Origin of the sequence: Clostridium sp. AF28-12, assembly GCF_003435225.1 — a bacterium.
In the GTDB taxonomy this organism is placed as follows: domain Bacteria; phylum Bacillota; class Clostridia; order Lachnospirales; family Lachnospiraceae; genus Pilosibacter; species Pilosibacter fragilis.
On sequence record NZ_QWGJ01000030.1, the window covers coordinates 1 to 13,185 of the forward strand.

The following is a 13,185-nucleotide window of genomic DNA, read 5'->3' on the forward strand; positions in this document are numbered from 1 at the left end:
AACCTTCTGGAAGGTTACGGGTCGGACAACCCTGCGGCAAATGCTCATGTGCCATAAAGTAACACATAAGAATTGATAGACAGCAGCCCACTATTCCGCAGCAACAGCGAGTTGCTTGTTAAAACCCCATTTTGAAGTTATAATGAGTAAAAACAACCTTTAGGAGGGACGGGCATGGAAATACAAGGTATTCTTAAAAATTTACGCGAGAAAAACAACCTTACGCAAGAACAACTGGCTGAACGTGTGCAAGTTACCCGACAGGCGGTTAGTCGCTGGGAAACAGGCGAAACGCAGCCAAATACAGATACCTTAAAACTGTTATCACGAGTTTTTGATGTGTCAATCAATACGCTTCTGGGTTCTCCACGGCAACTTGTTTGTCAGTGTTGCGGAATGCCATTGAATGAAGATGGTCTGATTAGCCGAGAACCAGACGGAAGCTATAACGAGGACTATTGTAAATGGTGCTATGCTAATGGGAAATTTGCATATCAATCCAAGGAATCTTTATTGGATTATCTGGTTGCGAATATGCCAAATCCCGATAACGCAGATGAAGAAACCAGACGTAATCAGTTTGATTTGTACCTTTCGCAATTAAAGCACTGGAAATAACTATATTGTCATAGCAAAGCCAGCCGAGCCAGTCAACGGTCAAGATGAACGGCGCGTACCGCGCCGCCGTTGACAGCCCCGCCCGCCTTTGCTGGTAGGCAATCAAGGGGCGACAGCAAGGAGTGCTGCCGCCCCGCACTATTATCAGAGAGGGGGAATTTCCATGACCGAAGATGAAGCCTACAAAGTGCATATCCAGTACACCTTTAACGCCTTTTGCAAGGTTGTCATTCGTCACGCCGCCATAGATATAATTTTGAAGCTGCGCCGGAGGTGGGAACGGGAAGTTTCCCTTGACTATCTGATGAATGAGAAGTTTGTCCAGCTTGCCGAGCCGGAGCAGCTTGAAGAATATCTTTTTACCGCCTGCGGCCAGACCGCCGTTCTGTACCATGCGGAACTCGCCGCCGCCCTTGCCCTTTTGCCAGAGCAGACACAGGAAGAAATTTTCCGTTACTATTTCCTGCGCCAGCCGCAGCGGGTGATCGGCGTACATATCGGACGGACACGCAGCACAGCAGGGCGGCATATCCAGCTTGCCTTGAAGCGGCTCCGGCGGCTCATGGAGGGAAAACGCTATGAGTAAACTTCTCCCCTATGAAACAATCGTCAAGGCGCATGAGGGCGACCCGGACGCAATCGACACCGTTCTTTCCCACTACGTCGGATATATCCGATACTGTTCCAAAGTACACGGGAAAGTCAGCGCCGAGGTTGAGGAACATATAAAACAGAAGCTAATCGCCGCGCTGTTCAAATTTCGCTTTGACCGATAAGCAAAGAACGAACACCGACTGTCATTAGCGATTTTCACCAGCAAGTTTACAATTCATCTATTCCCATAAGTAAGCGGTCATAGTATAATAAAGCCATCGACAAATAGTAATTATATTTTTTGAAAGAATTCTATAGAGTAAAAATATTTTGTCTTCTATGTTTTAGAAAATGTGCAACAGTCGTTCCGTGAGACTGGTATGTGCCCAAAAAAAATGGTCTATGCAAGAAAATAGATACAACAATAGTGAGCAAATGATTCAGGTAAAGATCAGATATATAATATTTTAAAGTAATTGTACATTTTTTAAGAAATTACAATGGTCATTCATCGTGTTTGAAAGAATAGGTTATTGGCGCACTTTACTTATATATCGTTTTACAGGGGCTGTTTTTTATGCAACGTTAGGGCTTACTCGTATATAGTTATGAAAATAAATAGAGAATGAGGTGCGATTAGATGAAAAATCTTGGATATTCACAAAATTTTTTGGTTAATAAAAAGTTGGTAGAACGTTTAATAAGCAAGTCAAATATTGATGTAACAGATTATGTTATTGAAATTGGTCCTGGAAAAGGGATAATAACAGATGTACTTTCTCAGCATGCTGGAGAGGTTGTTGCAGTTGAATATGATCAAGAATTATATAATAATTTAGTAAGATATCACAGTCATGATAATGTTACATATATATTTGGTGATTTTTTAAAATATAAGTTGCCTTTAAATCGCAGATATAAAATATTCTCCAATATTCCTTTTCAGATAACAGCGGATATTATTAGGAAATTAACAGACGATGTAAATCCACCATCAGATATAAATATCATAATTCAAAGAGAGGCAGCTAAAAAGAATTGCGGTATTCCATTACAAAAATATGAAGGTTTTCGTGCTGCTATAATAAAGGCACAATATAAGGTAGAAATTACACATAGTTTTAAAAGGAGCGATTTTTTTCCTTCGCCTAATGTTGATACAGTTATGCTTCATATGCAGTTATGGGATGATAGATTGAGTGGTGATGATCTTCAAAATTATAAAGATTTAGTGGCTTTTTTTTACACTAATATTAAAGGAGAGACTGCTAAAGAGAGACTTTCTATTTTATTTTCTAATGAGCAAATCAAAAGATTGGGAAAAGCCAATAGAATTAGTCTTTCAAATTCATATACGTTAATCACGGCCGAGCAGTGGATGAATATTTATTATTACTCCAAAATTGGATTGACAGATGAAAAGAAAAAAAAGTTTCAAGATGCATATAAAAAACTTCAAAAAATGAATAAAAAATTGAAAAAGCAAAACAGAACATCTTTACGAAAGTCTAGTAGCAATAAGAAATGTAGAACAAGGATTGATACTTCTAATGGTACAAAAAATAGATAGTATTGATAATTTCTATAAAAATGTGCATGGTAGTGCGAAAATCTGAGAAGAGAATTTAATGCTGGATTTTGTTGATAGTAGATTTCAATGAGTTAACCATAAAAGTATATTAGAAAGTAAAAACAACAGGGGTAGTAGAATATATTTGTTAGATACAAGAAGGAGAGATTGAATTTAAGGTCATCTAATACTCGCGGAATAGTGATAATAATGGTAAGCTGTATTGAAAAAAAACAAAATAACTAACATTATGGGATTATTTCGGTATGAATTGATGTTTTATCATCTTACATAGAATCAGAAATTTGAAAAATTAAAAGAGGACTAAGTTTATGAGAACCCTGTTCTTAACTTCAAGTGGCTTAAACGAAAAGACTATGGTATTATTTTGGAAATGTATCGGAAAAGAACCGATTAACACAAAAGCGATTTTGGTTCCATCCGCCGCAGTTGGAAATGATGGTGCGCGAGAAGGAATCATTGTATGTATGGAGCGCCTTATGAATATGGGAATACCTATGAATAATATTCTTATATATAATCTTGCGTTTTTACTTTCCGATGGATATAAAAGAACATATTCAAGTTATATTAGTGACATACCTGTACCGTTTCGCTTAATGAGTGTTCAAGAACTCACTCAATATGACATGATTGCTTTTTGTGGAGGAAATGCCCATACGCTTCTTAGCGAAATAAACAGAACAGGATTTTCGAAGCCCCTAAAGCAAGCAATAGAGAATGGATTGGTGTATCTGGGAATTAGCGCAGGTAGTATGATTGCTGCCGGAAATTTTTCCGATGGATTAGGATATTTAGCAAATCCGTTGATACCACACGCTGAAAAAGAGAGCCCTTTTGGAGATATATCGAAGAACGATTTGATTGAATTGGCTGACGGTCAAACTGTATTGATTAAAGGGAATCGACAGGAAATTATTTAATAAATTGAATACTGTTGTTTTTTTATCTTCGGGGCACCCTGACCCGAACTTTCAAAACTGAATATCAGCCGCCCACCAGCGGCCAGCGAAAGCAGTAAGTCTGAAAAAGATTTGCTGCTTTTTTTGTGTCCATTTGGCAAAATCGAAAATCACCCGTAGTAGGTAGGTGAAGCCAGAAAAAACTGCCTGCTCCGTTTGGCAAATTTCTAAGAGCGGTGGTGTGGGGAGTGAAAGGAAAAATTCTCTGCCCCGCCGGTTGCCAAAATCCTGTTGCCCGGATTACTAAGGCAAAAGAAATTTTGAAAAATCCCCGTCCAGCGGGTAGCTGGCGGCCTTTGAAATGTATCTTTAGCGGAAAGGGAAAAAGCCGCAGCCAGCGGGCAGCAAAGCCCCGTTCCGGCGTCATATTGGCGAAAGGAAAAAAGGCCGCCCACAGCGGGCCGCAAGCCCTGTCCTGTCCGTTCTATGTACGGAAAAACCAGACAGGGGCAGTCTGCGGCAGTCTTAGAGCAAGTTTCTACCACGGTGCCAAAATCCGCAATTCTGCGGTTTTGTCCCTCGCGGGAAACTTGTTGGGGAGTGCCTTCCCCAAACCCTGCTATGGCGGCTTGCGCCGCAAAAAGATTTCCGTTCGGCAGGCCGTTTTTTTGCGAGAACTGCCCCGGAAATACCTAACAGACCAGCCTATTTTTTGTGATAAGTGAAAGGAGGTTTACAGCCCATGCCGAAGCGATACAACACGCCCCACCGCAGCCGCGTTGTGAAAACCCGGCTGTCCGAAGATGAATACGCCGACTTCACAGCGCGGCTTGCGCCCTATGGTATCAGCCAGTCCGAATTTCTCCGGCAGGCGATACGGCGCACCGCCATACGCCCAATTATCCATGTGTCGGCGGTCAATGACGAGCTGCTTTCCGCTGTCGGGAAACTCACAGCCGAGTACGGCAGGATCGGCGGCAACCTCAACCAGATTGCCCGGTATCTGAACGAGTACGGCGTACCCTACAATGCGCTGTCCGGCGAGGTACGCGCCGCCATAGCCGACCTTGCCGCCCTCAAGTATGAAATCTTACAGAAAGTAGGTGACGCGGTTGGCAACACTCAAGCATATCAACTCTAAAAACGCCGACTACGGAGCCGCCGAACAATACCTGCTTTTTGAGCATGACGAGTTTACCATGAAGCCCGTCCTTGATGAAACCGGCAGGCTTATCCCCCGCGAGGACTACCGGCTGTCCACGCTGAACTGCGGCGGGGAGGATTTTGCCGTTGCCTGTATGCGGGCAAATCTCCGCTATGAGAAAAACCAACGGCGGGAAGATGTGAAAAGTCACCACTATATCATCAGCTTTGACCCACGGGACGGCCCGGACAACGGCCTGACCGTAGACCGGGCGCAGGAATTGGGCGAGAAGTTTTGCGCCGAGCATTTCCCCGGCCACCAAGCCCTTGTATGCACCCACCCGGACGGGCATAACCACAGCGGCAATATCCATGTGCATATCGTTATCAATTCGCTGCGGATAGAGGAAGTCCCGTTCCTGCCCTACATGGACAGGCCAGCCGACACGAAAGCCGGGTGCAAGCACCGCTGTACCGACGCGGCCTTGCGCTACTTCAAGTCCGAAGTCATGGAGATGTGCCACCGGGAGGGGCTTTACCAAATCGACCTCTTGAACGGCAGCAAGAACCGCGTCACAGACCGGGAGTATTGGGCGCAGAAAAAGGGACAGGCCGCGCTGGACAAGCAGAACGCCCCCATGATTGCAGGCGGTATCACGCCCCGGCAGACCAAGTTTGAAACGAACAAAGAGAAGCTGCGGCAGACCATACGCGCCGCGCTGTCTGCGGCGGCCTCATTCGAGGATTTTTCCTCTCTGCTGCTGCGGGAGGGCGTGACCGTCAAGGAGAGCCGGGGGCGGCTTAGTTACCTCACGCCGGACAGGACAAAGCCCATTTCCGCCCGCAAGCTGGGCGACGATTTTGACCGCGCCGCTGTCCTTGCCGTTTTGGAGCAGAACGCCGCCAGAGCCGCAGAAAAGGCCGCGGCTATATCCAGCACCCCGCCCTCTATCCAAGACCAACTGCGGGCAGACAGAGCCGCCCGAACCGCCCCGAATGTGCAGCGGCTTGTGGACATTGAGCAGAAGAAAGCCGAGGGGAAAGGCCGGGGCTATGAACGCTGGGCGACCATGCACAACCTCAAACAGATGGCCGCGACGCTGAATGTGTATCAGGAATACGGCTTCACTTCCCCGGAGCAGTTAGAAGCCGCCGTTGATACCGCCTATCAGGAAATGCGCCAGACCAGCGGCGAACTGAAAGCACTGGAAACGAAGCTGCAAGGGAAAAAGGAATTGCAGCGACAGGTGCTGGCCTACGCCAAGACCAAACCCGTCCGCGACGGCCTGAAAGCGCAGAAATCCCCCAAAGCCCGCGAAGCATACCGGCAGGCGCATGAGAGCGATTTTATCATAGCCGACGCAGCCGCCCGGTATTTCAAGGCACATGGCATTACCAGGCTGCCCGCCCGGAAAGCGTTGCAGGACGAGATCGAGCAGCTTGTTTCCAAGAAATCCGGCCTGTATAACACCTATCACGCACAGAAACAGCGGTTTAAGGAGTTGCAGACCGTCAAGCGGAACATCGACCAGATTTTGCGCCGGGAGGAACCCCGCCGCAGAAAGGAGCAGAGCCATGAGCGATAACCTGCCCCGCATGGACTACCGCCAGCACCGGCGGGCGCGGCGGCTGGTGCATGAGTGCTGTAACTACGACGAGGGGAACTGCCTGCTGTTGGACGACGGGGAGCCTTGCGTATGCGTCCAGAGCATTTCCTTTTCCCTCATGTGCCGCTGGTTCCGTGTGGCTGTCCTGCCCCTTGACGGGGAGCTGGCCGCAGCCCTCTTGTACCGGGGGAGCCGGAAACGGTGCGCCGTCTGCGGCGCGGCCTTTGTCCCCAAATCCAACCGGGGAAAATACTGCCCCGGCTGCGCCGGACGCATGAAGAAAATCAAAGCCGCCGAGCGAAAGCAGAAACAAAGGCAGAAATGTCACGCTTTAGAGCCTTTCAAACCCGCATAAATCAAGGCTTTTTTCGTGGGTGTCAAAGGGTACGCGATACATTTATCCTTTTCCCCCGGAAACAGCGTTCTAAATGCGTACAAACCGTCAAAATCAACCCGAACACAGGGAGGTGATCCTATCGCTGATTATATCATGGCAGACACGAAGCTGCCCGCCTATCTGCCCTATCCCCGTTTCCTGCTGAAAATGGAGATTTCCCAGACCGCCAAGCTGCTCTATGCGCTGCTGTTAGACCGCTCCACCCTCTCCCAGAAGAACAAGTGGCAGGACGGCGAGGGCAGGATTTATATTATCTATCCCATCGCGGAGATAGCCGAAATACTGGATAAAGGCAGCACCACCATAAAGGGGGCGCTGAATGAACTGGACATGGCGGGGCTGCTGGAACGGGAACGGGGCGGCTTCTCCGCACCGAACCGACTGTATGTGAAAGTGCCGCGTGTGCCACAGGTACAGTTTTCCGACCAACTGATGGCCGGAAAACCGACCCTCATAGAGCCGGAAAACCGACCAACTGATGGTCAGAAAACCGACCTTATGATGGTCGGAAAACCGTCCCCTAACCAAACTACTATAAACAACCTTACAGAGAACCAAACAAAGGGAGTGAGTGGGGAGCCGCCCGCGCCCTATGGCCGATACCAGAATATTTTTCTGTCACAGACCGAATACGACGAGTTGCAGGCAGAGTACCCCGACAGGCTGGAACGGTTCATCGAGGAAATGAGCCGCTACCTTGCCGCCAGCGGGAAAAGCTACCAGAACTATGCCGCCGCCCTTCGGATATGGGCGGGGAACGACAAAAAGGGCGCCCCGAAAAAGGGCATCCCTGACTACTCATGCAAGGAGGGCGAGAGTTTATGAAGAACGAAATCAACGCTGTTTTGGAGAATATGACGACTGCCACCCCGGAGCCGGAGGACTACACCGGCGAGGACGGTTTACTGTACTGCGGCAGGTGCCGCAAGCCGAAAGAAGCCTATTTTGCGCCGGATAAGGCCGCTATCTTTGGCCGCGACCGCCACCCGGCAGAGTGCGACTGCCAGAGAGCCGCCCGCGAGGAACGGGAGGCCGCCGAGAAGCGGCGCAGGCACTTTGACACCGTGGAGGAACTGAAACGCCGGGGCTTTACCGACCCCACCATGCGGGACTGGACTTTTGAGAACGACAACGGCAGGAACCCGCAGGCCGGGATTGCCCGCCGGTATGTGGAACACTGGGAGGATATGCGAGCCGACAATATCGGCTGCCTGTTCTGGGGCGGCGTGGGAACCGGGAAAAGCTACCTTGCGGGCTGTATCGCAAACGCCCTTATGGAGAAAGAAATCCCCGTCCACATGACGAATTTTGCCCTTATCCTCAACGACCTTGCCGCCAGCTTTGAGAACCGCAACGAGTACATTTCCCGCCTTTGCCGCTATCCGCTGCTTATCATTGACGACTTCGGCATGGAGCGCGGCACCGAGTACGGGCTGGAACAGGTTTTCAATGTGATTGACAGCCGTTACCGCAGCGGCAAGCCGCTGATCGTCACGACCAACCTCACGCTGGACGACCTGCGGAACCCGGAGGACACCGCCCATTCCCGGATTTATGACCGCCTGCTTTCCATGTGCGTCCCGGTACGCTTTACCGGCGACAACTTCCGGCAGGAAGCCGCGCAGCGGAAAATGGAGAGCATGAAGAAACTGATTACCGACTGAAAGGAGTATTGCCTATGACAGATAACAAGCAGCACGACACCCGCACCGCCCGCCGCCCCGACTGCGTGACGGAAATCCGCATGGGCAATTCCGTCCTTGTCGTGTCCGGCTATTTCAAGAAAGACACTACCACCACCGCCGCCGACAAAATGGCGCGGGTACTGGAAGCGGAAGCCGCTGCTACACAAAAACCGGCAATTTGACAAACCATAAAGAAGCAGATTTTACACTTTTGCCGCTATACAGCCCCCGCTATTCCGTGGTACAATAAAGCTACGGAATAGTGGGGCTGGCTGTCGGAAACGGAGGATTTTATGTTAAGACAAGCCACCCAAAACCTCATTACCGCCCTTTATCCGAGATTGTCCCATGAGGACGAATTGCAAGGTGAGAGTAATTCCATATCGAACCAAAAAAGGATACTCGAAGCCTTTGCAAAACAGAATGGCTTTACCAACCTGCGCTGGTACACCGACGACGGCTTTTCCGGCGCGAACTTCCAGCGCCCCGGTTTTCAAGCCATGCTTGCAGACATTGAAGCCGGGAAAGTGGGTACGGTCATCGTCAAGGACATGAGCCGGTTAGGGCGAAACTACTTGCAGGTAGGGTTTTACACGGAAATGCTGTTCCCTCAAAAGGGAGTGCGTTTTATCGCTGTCAACGACAATGTGGACAGCGCAAACGGCGGCATGGACAACGATTTTACCCCTCTGCGAAATCTGTTCAACGAATGGCTGGTGAGAGATACGAGCAAGAAAATCAAAGCAGTAAAACGAGCAAAAGGCATGAGCGGCAAGCCCGTTACCAGCAAGCCGGTCTATGGCTATCTCATGGACGAGGACGAGAACTATCTCGTTGACGAGGAAACCGCGCCGGTTGTCCAGCAGATATACCAGCTTTGCCTTGCCGGGAATGGCCCGACCAAGATTGCCCGTATGCTTACGGAGCAGCAAATCCCTACGCCGGGAACGCTGGAATACCGCAGGACGGGCAGCACCCGCCGCTACCACCCCGGCTATGAGTGCAAATGGGCGACGAACACCGTTGTTCATATCCTCGAAAACCGGGAGTACACCGGCTGTCTGGTAAACTTCAAGACGGAGAAGCCCTCTTACAAGGTCAAGCACAGTGTAGAGAACCCCGTAGAGAAGCAGGCCATTTTTGAGAACCACCATGAGCCTATCATAGACCGGGAAACATGGGAGCGCGTGCAGGAGTTACGCAAGCAGCGCAAACGCCCGAACCGCTATGATGAAGTGGGGCTGTTCTCCGGTATGCTGTTCTGCGCCGACTGCGGTCATGTGATGTACCAGCAGCGGTATCAGAACAAGAACCGCAAGCAGGACTGTTACATCTGCGGCAGCTACAAGAAGCGCACCCGCGACTGTACGGCGCACTTTATCCGCACCGACCTGTTGACCGCCGGTGTCCTCTCCAATCTCCGGCAAGTGACCGAATACGCCGCCAAGCACGAGAGCCGCTTTGTGAAGCTGCTTATCCAGCAGAACGAGATCGGCGGCAAGAGAAAGACCGCCGCAGCCACCAAGCAGCTTGAACAGGCGCAGGAGCGCATTGCCGAAGTGAGCCGCATTATCAAGCGGCTGTATGAGGACAATGTGAACGGCAAAATCAGCGACGAGCGTTTCATGGAACTGTCGGCAGACTATGAGCAGGAACAGCGGGAACTGAAAGACCGCGCCGCCGCTTTGCAGGCCGAACTGGACAAGTCGCAGGCCGCCACCGTCAACGCGGAAAAGTTTATGGGTATCGTCCGAAAGCACCTTGCCTTTGAGGAACTTACCCCCACCCTCTTGCGGGAAATGATTGAGAAAATCGTCGTGCATGAGTGTAGCTATGACGAGAACGGCACCCGCAGGCAGGACATTGAGATTTATTACAGCTTTGTCGGCAAGATTGACTTGCCCGAAGCCTAACGCCCGACCTATCCGACACAATGGCCAAGTGCCGGATAGGAACGGCAAAATTTTTTACACTTCTATTACTTCTTTATCACACATAAGCAAAAAGCCAGGGCATTAAGCAGTTTATGGCTAATTAAAGGGAACAAAAAGAAAGGAAAAGCACAATCCAGACGGTATCAGCGGCAGGATACAAGAATAAATTGTGATTTCACAAGATTGGTGCTATAATAAGAGAAAAGTTCCTGCCGGGGCAGCCGCCCCGGTGGTATGGATAGAAAGGCAGGAAAACAATATGCACATCAGCTATAAACCACTCTGGCACACACTGTTAGAGCGTGATATGAGGAAAGAGGATTTAAGGCTTGCTGCTGGTATGACAACAAATATGATTGCCAACATGAGCAAAGAGGGAAAGCACATCAGCATGGATACATTAGCCCGTATCTGCGAAACGCTGAATTGTGAGATTACCGATGTGATTGAGTTAGTACCAGACGAGCCTGCTTCCACAGGAGGTAAGGAACATGAGAGAATTGAAACCAAGAATAACGGAAAACGGAATTGATTATATCCTTGTCGGAGATTACTACATCCCGGACTTGAAACTGCCGGAGGAACACCGCCCTATCGGAAAGTACGGACGGATGCACCGGGAATATTTAAGGGAAGTCCACCCAGCCAGATTGAATACATTGATACTGACCGGAGAATTGTGGACATATCTTGCAGACCTGAACGAACAGGCACAGGAACGGTTAGACACTATCATGGAGCAGATGAAAGCCACCGAGGGCGTGACAGAGGAATTGAAGCGAACTCAACAAATGGAATGGGTGCAGCGTTGTAATAACATTCACAACCGGGCAGAAGAAATTGTTTTGCATGATATAATTTATTCATACGGGAGTAATTAAATCGGAGGTATATAAGATGATTGAAATTGTATTTGGTGAAAGTGCCTGTGGAAGTTTGAAAATTGCCCAAACTTACGGTAAGGGAAAGTATAGAGGAAGTGCAGTTTCGGTCTTTATGAGGCACGAAGATGGGAGTGTTCCATCTTCAGATGAAATGAAAGAAGCACAAATTCAAGCACAGGAACAAGAACATATTGCTTGGGAGAATGCTATTCCATTGGGAGGCAAGAGCAGTGATGTTTATTGTTTTGATATGGCTCTTAGTGTGGGAGATATTTCTGATAATGGAATTGGCGAACAGCGGAAAAATGTTCTCAAGAAAATGCTGTCTGTCTGGTTTGTAGAGGATTTAGACTATCAGGTTGAAGAAAAAATACAGAAAATTAAAACTACATTGTCTTCGGTTATTGAACGATATGTAGCTGGGGAAGAAGTTCGTATTTGGTATAGCTATAATCCGGATGAACTTTGCGGTATGTACTGGCTTATGAAACAACTTCGACCATTAAACTGTCAGACAACAATTTATTTGGTTAAGTTACCTGCCTGGGAATATGGAAAAGAAAATACTATGACATCCAAAATAGCATGGGGTGAGGTTTCTCCTGGCGAATGGGGAAAATATATAACTCTACAAGAAAAAGCTAAGCCTGTATTTCTTTCAGCTTGTGCTATGAAATGGAATCAACTTCAAAATGAAAATGCACCTTTGCGTGCAATGCTAAATGGTAAATTGCAAAGTGTTTCAGAAGATATATATGATAGTTTCATTCTTCGTGAAATTGCAGAACAGCCAGAGCAATTCAAAATGGCTATTGTTATAGGTAATGTTTTAGGAAAATATCAACTTGGAATTAGTGATGTATGGATTTCTAATCGCATTGATAAAATGCTTGAAGATGGTGTGTTGGAAATTATACAGGACGCACCAAAGGGAGAAACAAATTATCGCCGGATATTAAGAAAACGAATGAAATAATAACCACAGCAAGAACCGCTGCTACATGGAAGGCACCCCAACCATGCAACAGCGGTTTTTTTTACCGTTTTTTCCTCTGGCTGATAGGCGTTCCCATTTTCTTTGATTTTTTGAGAATCCGAATCAGCCAGCGAAATTCTTCGTCTGACAGATTTTTATAGTTGATACCGAGCTGCTTGCAGTAAAGGACAACCAGCTTTTCATCCCGGCTGCCCTTGAAATTTTCGACTGCTTCGAGATTTTCTTTCAATTCATCGGCAACGGTGGTCTGGGGCGCACTCTCACTGTCCTTTTTGTGGGCTTCCCGAATATCCCGGATAATCAGGTTGAGGTCATCCAGAACCATGTGACTGAAATACTCATCATCACTGATATGGGCGGCTTGCAGCACTTTCAAATGCTGGTCATCTTCGCCTGGGCGATACCGCTCAATGATTTCATGCCGGACGGTATCGACAAGTGCATTGAGGTTTTGAATCTGCATGGTAGCAATCCCGTCCACATAAATCTCAATGTCTGCAAGAAACTTGATAAAATCTTTATGTGTAGCAAGCTCACAGAGCAGACGGTTGTTAATCCGACCGCTTTTCAGCAGTGCCACCATCTCATCATTCAAATGCAACTCCGTCAATGGTGTGTTGATCTGCTCCCTGTTCTCTATCCGGCACAGTAGATAATCAACAGAGACCCCATAGAAGTCTGCCAGCGTGATAAGGTTGCCATGATTGATTTCCTTAAAATCCTCTTTTTCATAACTTCCAAGAGCTGATTTGGAAATGCCTGTCAGCTTTGATAGTTCTTCCAGATTTAAGCCTTTGTCCTTGCGGAGTTCCCAAAGGCGTTCCTGTATGCTT

At 48.1% G+C, this 13,185-nt stretch carries 17 protein-coding genes; 16 read left to right on the forward strand and 1 reads right to left on the reverse strand.

All coding sequences use genetic code 11. From position 1 onward, the window contains the following. Positions 1 to 174 precede the first annotated feature (174 nt). From DWY93_RS15655 to DWY93_RS15730, 16 genes are all read left to right on the forward strand, one after another. Complete coding sequence (locus DWY93_RS15655; RefSeq protein WP_002571021.1) at positions 175 to 618, forward strand: zinc ribbon domain-containing protein; 444 nt, start codon at positions 175 to 177, stop codon at positions 616 to 618. 163 nt (positions 619 to 781) lie between these two features. After that, a complete protein-coding gene (locus DWY93_RS15660) occupies positions 782 to 1,204 on the forward strand; it encodes a sigma-70 family RNA polymerase sigma factor (RefSeq protein ID WP_002571020.1) in 423 nt (140 codons plus the stop codon). Further along, a complete protein-coding gene (locus DWY93_RS15665) occupies positions 1,197 to 1,394 on the forward strand; it encodes a helix-turn-helix domain-containing protein (protein WP_002571019.1) in 198 nt (65 codons plus the stop codon). The genes DWY93_RS15660 and DWY93_RS15665 overlap by 8 nt, the downstream gene beginning before the upstream one ends. A gap of 458 nt (positions 1,395 to 1,852) precedes the next feature. Then, positions 1,853 to 2,782, forward strand: coding sequence for a 23S rRNA (adenine(2058)-N(6))-methyltransferase Erm(52) (gene erm(52) / locus DWY93_RS15670; RefSeq protein ID WP_002571018.1), 930 nt, complete (start codon positions 1,853 to 1,855; stop codon positions 2,780 to 2,782). A 332-nt stretch (positions 2,783 to 3,114) separates the two neighbouring features. Beyond that, positions 3,115 to 3,726, forward strand: coding sequence for a Type 1 glutamine amidotransferase-like domain-containing protein (locus DWY93_RS15675; RefSeq protein ID WP_002571017.1), 612 nt, complete (start codon positions 3,115 to 3,117; stop codon positions 3,724 to 3,726). Positions 3,727 to 3,953: 227 nt separating this feature from the next. Then, positions 3,954 to 4,430: a hypothetical protein gene (locus DWY93_RS15680; protein ID WP_040013272.1), complete on the forward strand. Its 477-nt coding sequence runs from the start codon at positions 3,954 to 3,956 to the stop codon at positions 4,428 to 4,430. A gap of 17 nt (positions 4,431 to 4,447) precedes the next feature. Next, entirely contained in the window at positions 4,448 to 4,846 is a 399-nt protein-coding gene (gene mobC / locus DWY93_RS15685) for a plasmid mobilization relaxosome protein MobC (protein ID WP_002578912.1), read from the forward strand. Next, entirely contained in the window at positions 4,818 to 6,434 is a 1,617-nt protein-coding gene (locus DWY93_RS15690; RefSeq protein WP_002571015.1) for a relaxase/mobilization nuclease domain-containing protein, read from the forward strand. The genes mobC and DWY93_RS15690 overlap by 29 nt, the downstream gene beginning before the upstream one ends. Further along, positions 6,424 to 6,810: a cysteine-rich VLP domain-containing protein gene (locus DWY93_RS15695; protein ID WP_002571014.1), complete on the forward strand. Its 387-nt coding sequence runs from the start codon at positions 6,424 to 6,426 to the stop codon at positions 6,808 to 6,810. Before DWY93_RS15690 ends, DWY93_RS15695 begins: the two co-directional genes overlap by 11 nt. A gap of 135 nt (positions 6,811 to 6,945) precedes the next feature. Beyond that, positions 6,946 to 7,677 carry a replication initiator protein A gene (locus tag DWY93_RS15700; RefSeq protein ID WP_009273433.1) on the forward strand — a complete coding sequence of 244 codons (732 nt, stop codon included), beginning with the start codon at positions 6,946 to 6,948 and terminating at the stop codon, positions 7,675 to 7,677. Further along, positions 7,674 to 8,516, forward strand: coding sequence for an ATP-binding protein (locus DWY93_RS15705; protein ID WP_002571012.1), 843 nt, complete (start codon positions 7,674 to 7,676; stop codon positions 8,514 to 8,516). The genes DWY93_RS15700 and DWY93_RS15705 overlap by 4 nt, the downstream gene beginning before the upstream one ends. A 14-nt stretch (positions 8,517 to 8,530) precedes the next feature. Next, complete coding sequence (locus DWY93_RS15710) at positions 8,531 to 8,719, forward strand: transposon-encoded TnpW family protein (RefSeq protein WP_002571011.1); 189 nt, start codon at positions 8,531 to 8,533, stop codon at positions 8,717 to 8,719. Between the two features lie 111 nt (positions 8,720 to 8,830). Beyond that, complete coding sequence (locus tag DWY93_RS15715) at positions 8,831 to 10,450, forward strand: recombinase family protein (RefSeq protein WP_002571010.1); 1,620 nt, start codon at positions 8,831 to 8,833, stop codon at positions 10,448 to 10,450. A 280-nt stretch (positions 10,451 to 10,730) separates the two neighbouring features. After that, entirely contained in the window at positions 10,731 to 11,003 is a 273-nt protein-coding gene (locus DWY93_RS15720; protein ID WP_002593556.1) for a helix-turn-helix domain-containing protein, read from the forward strand. Next, positions 10,963 to 11,352, forward strand: coding sequence for a TnpV protein (locus DWY93_RS15725; RefSeq protein ID WP_009296082.1), 390 nt, complete (start codon positions 10,963 to 10,965; stop codon positions 11,350 to 11,352). Before DWY93_RS15720 ends, DWY93_RS15725 begins: the two co-directional genes overlap by 41 nt. 16 nt (positions 11,353 to 11,368) lie before the next feature. Next, on the forward strand, positions 11,369 to 12,331 hold the full coding sequence (locus DWY93_RS15730; RefSeq protein ID WP_014078537.1) for a DUF3658 domain-containing protein: 963 nt from the start codon (positions 11,369 to 11,371) through the stop codon (positions 12,329 to 12,331). Between the two features lie 61 nt (positions 12,332 to 12,392). On the opposite strand, the gene DWY93_RS15735 is transcribed toward DWY93_RS15730, so the two are convergent. Then, positions 12,393 to 13,185, reverse strand: a 793-nt coding sequence (locus tag DWY93_RS15735) for a helix-turn-helix domain-containing protein (RefSeq protein WP_147324223.1), incomplete at its 5' end; no start/stop codon positions are given.

Bases quoted from the DNA above. Each gene is read 5' to 3' on its own strand.
- DWY93_RS15660 (WP_002571020.1), top strand. From the start codon at position 782: ATGACCGAAGATGAAGCCTACAAAGTGCATATCCAGTACACCTTTAAC.
- DWY93_RS15665 (WP_002571019.1), top strand. From the start codon at position 1,197: ATGAGTAAACTTCTCCCCTATGAAACAATCGTCAAGGCGCATGAGGGC.
- DWY93_RS15725 (WP_009296082.1), top strand. From the start codon at position 10,963: ATGAGAGAATTGAAACCAAGAATAACGGAAAACGGAATTGATTATATC.
- DWY93_RS15720 (WP_002593556.1), top strand. From the start codon at position 10,731: ATGCACATCAGCTATAAACCACTCTGGCACACACTGTTAGAGCGTGAT.
- DWY93_RS15675 (WP_002571017.1), top strand. From the start codon at position 3,115: ATGAGAACCCTGTTCTTAACTTCAAGTGGCTTAAACGAAAAGACTATG.
- DWY93_RS15730 (WP_014078537.1), top strand. From the start codon at position 11,369: ATGATTGAAATTGTATTTGGTGAAAGTGCCTGTGGAAGTTTGAAAATT.
- DWY93_RS15710 (WP_002571011.1), top strand. From the start codon at position 8,531: ATGACAGATAACAAGCAGCACGACACCCGCACCGCCCGCCGCCCCGAC.
- DWY93_RS15705 (WP_002571012.1), top strand. From the start codon at position 7,674: ATGAAGAACGAAATCAACGCTGTTTTGGAGAATATGACGACTGCCACC.
- DWY93_RS15700 (WP_009273433.1), top strand. From the start codon at position 6,946: ATGGCAGACACGAAGCTGCCCGCCTATCTGCCCTATCCCCGTTTCCTG.
- mobC (WP_002578912.1), top strand. From the start codon at position 4,448: ATGCCGAAGCGATACAACACGCCCCACCGCAGCCGCGTTGTGAAAACC.
- DWY93_RS15655 (WP_002571021.1), top strand. From the start codon at position 175: ATGGAAATACAAGGTATTCTTAAAAATTTACGCGAGAAAAACAACCTT.
- DWY93_RS15715 (WP_002571010.1), top strand. From the start codon at position 8,831: ATGTTAAGACAAGCCACCCAAAACCTCATTACCGCCCTTTATCCGAGA.
- DWY93_RS15695 (WP_002571014.1), top strand. From the start codon at position 6,424: ATGAGCGATAACCTGCCCCGCATGGACTACCGCCAGCACCGGCGGGCG.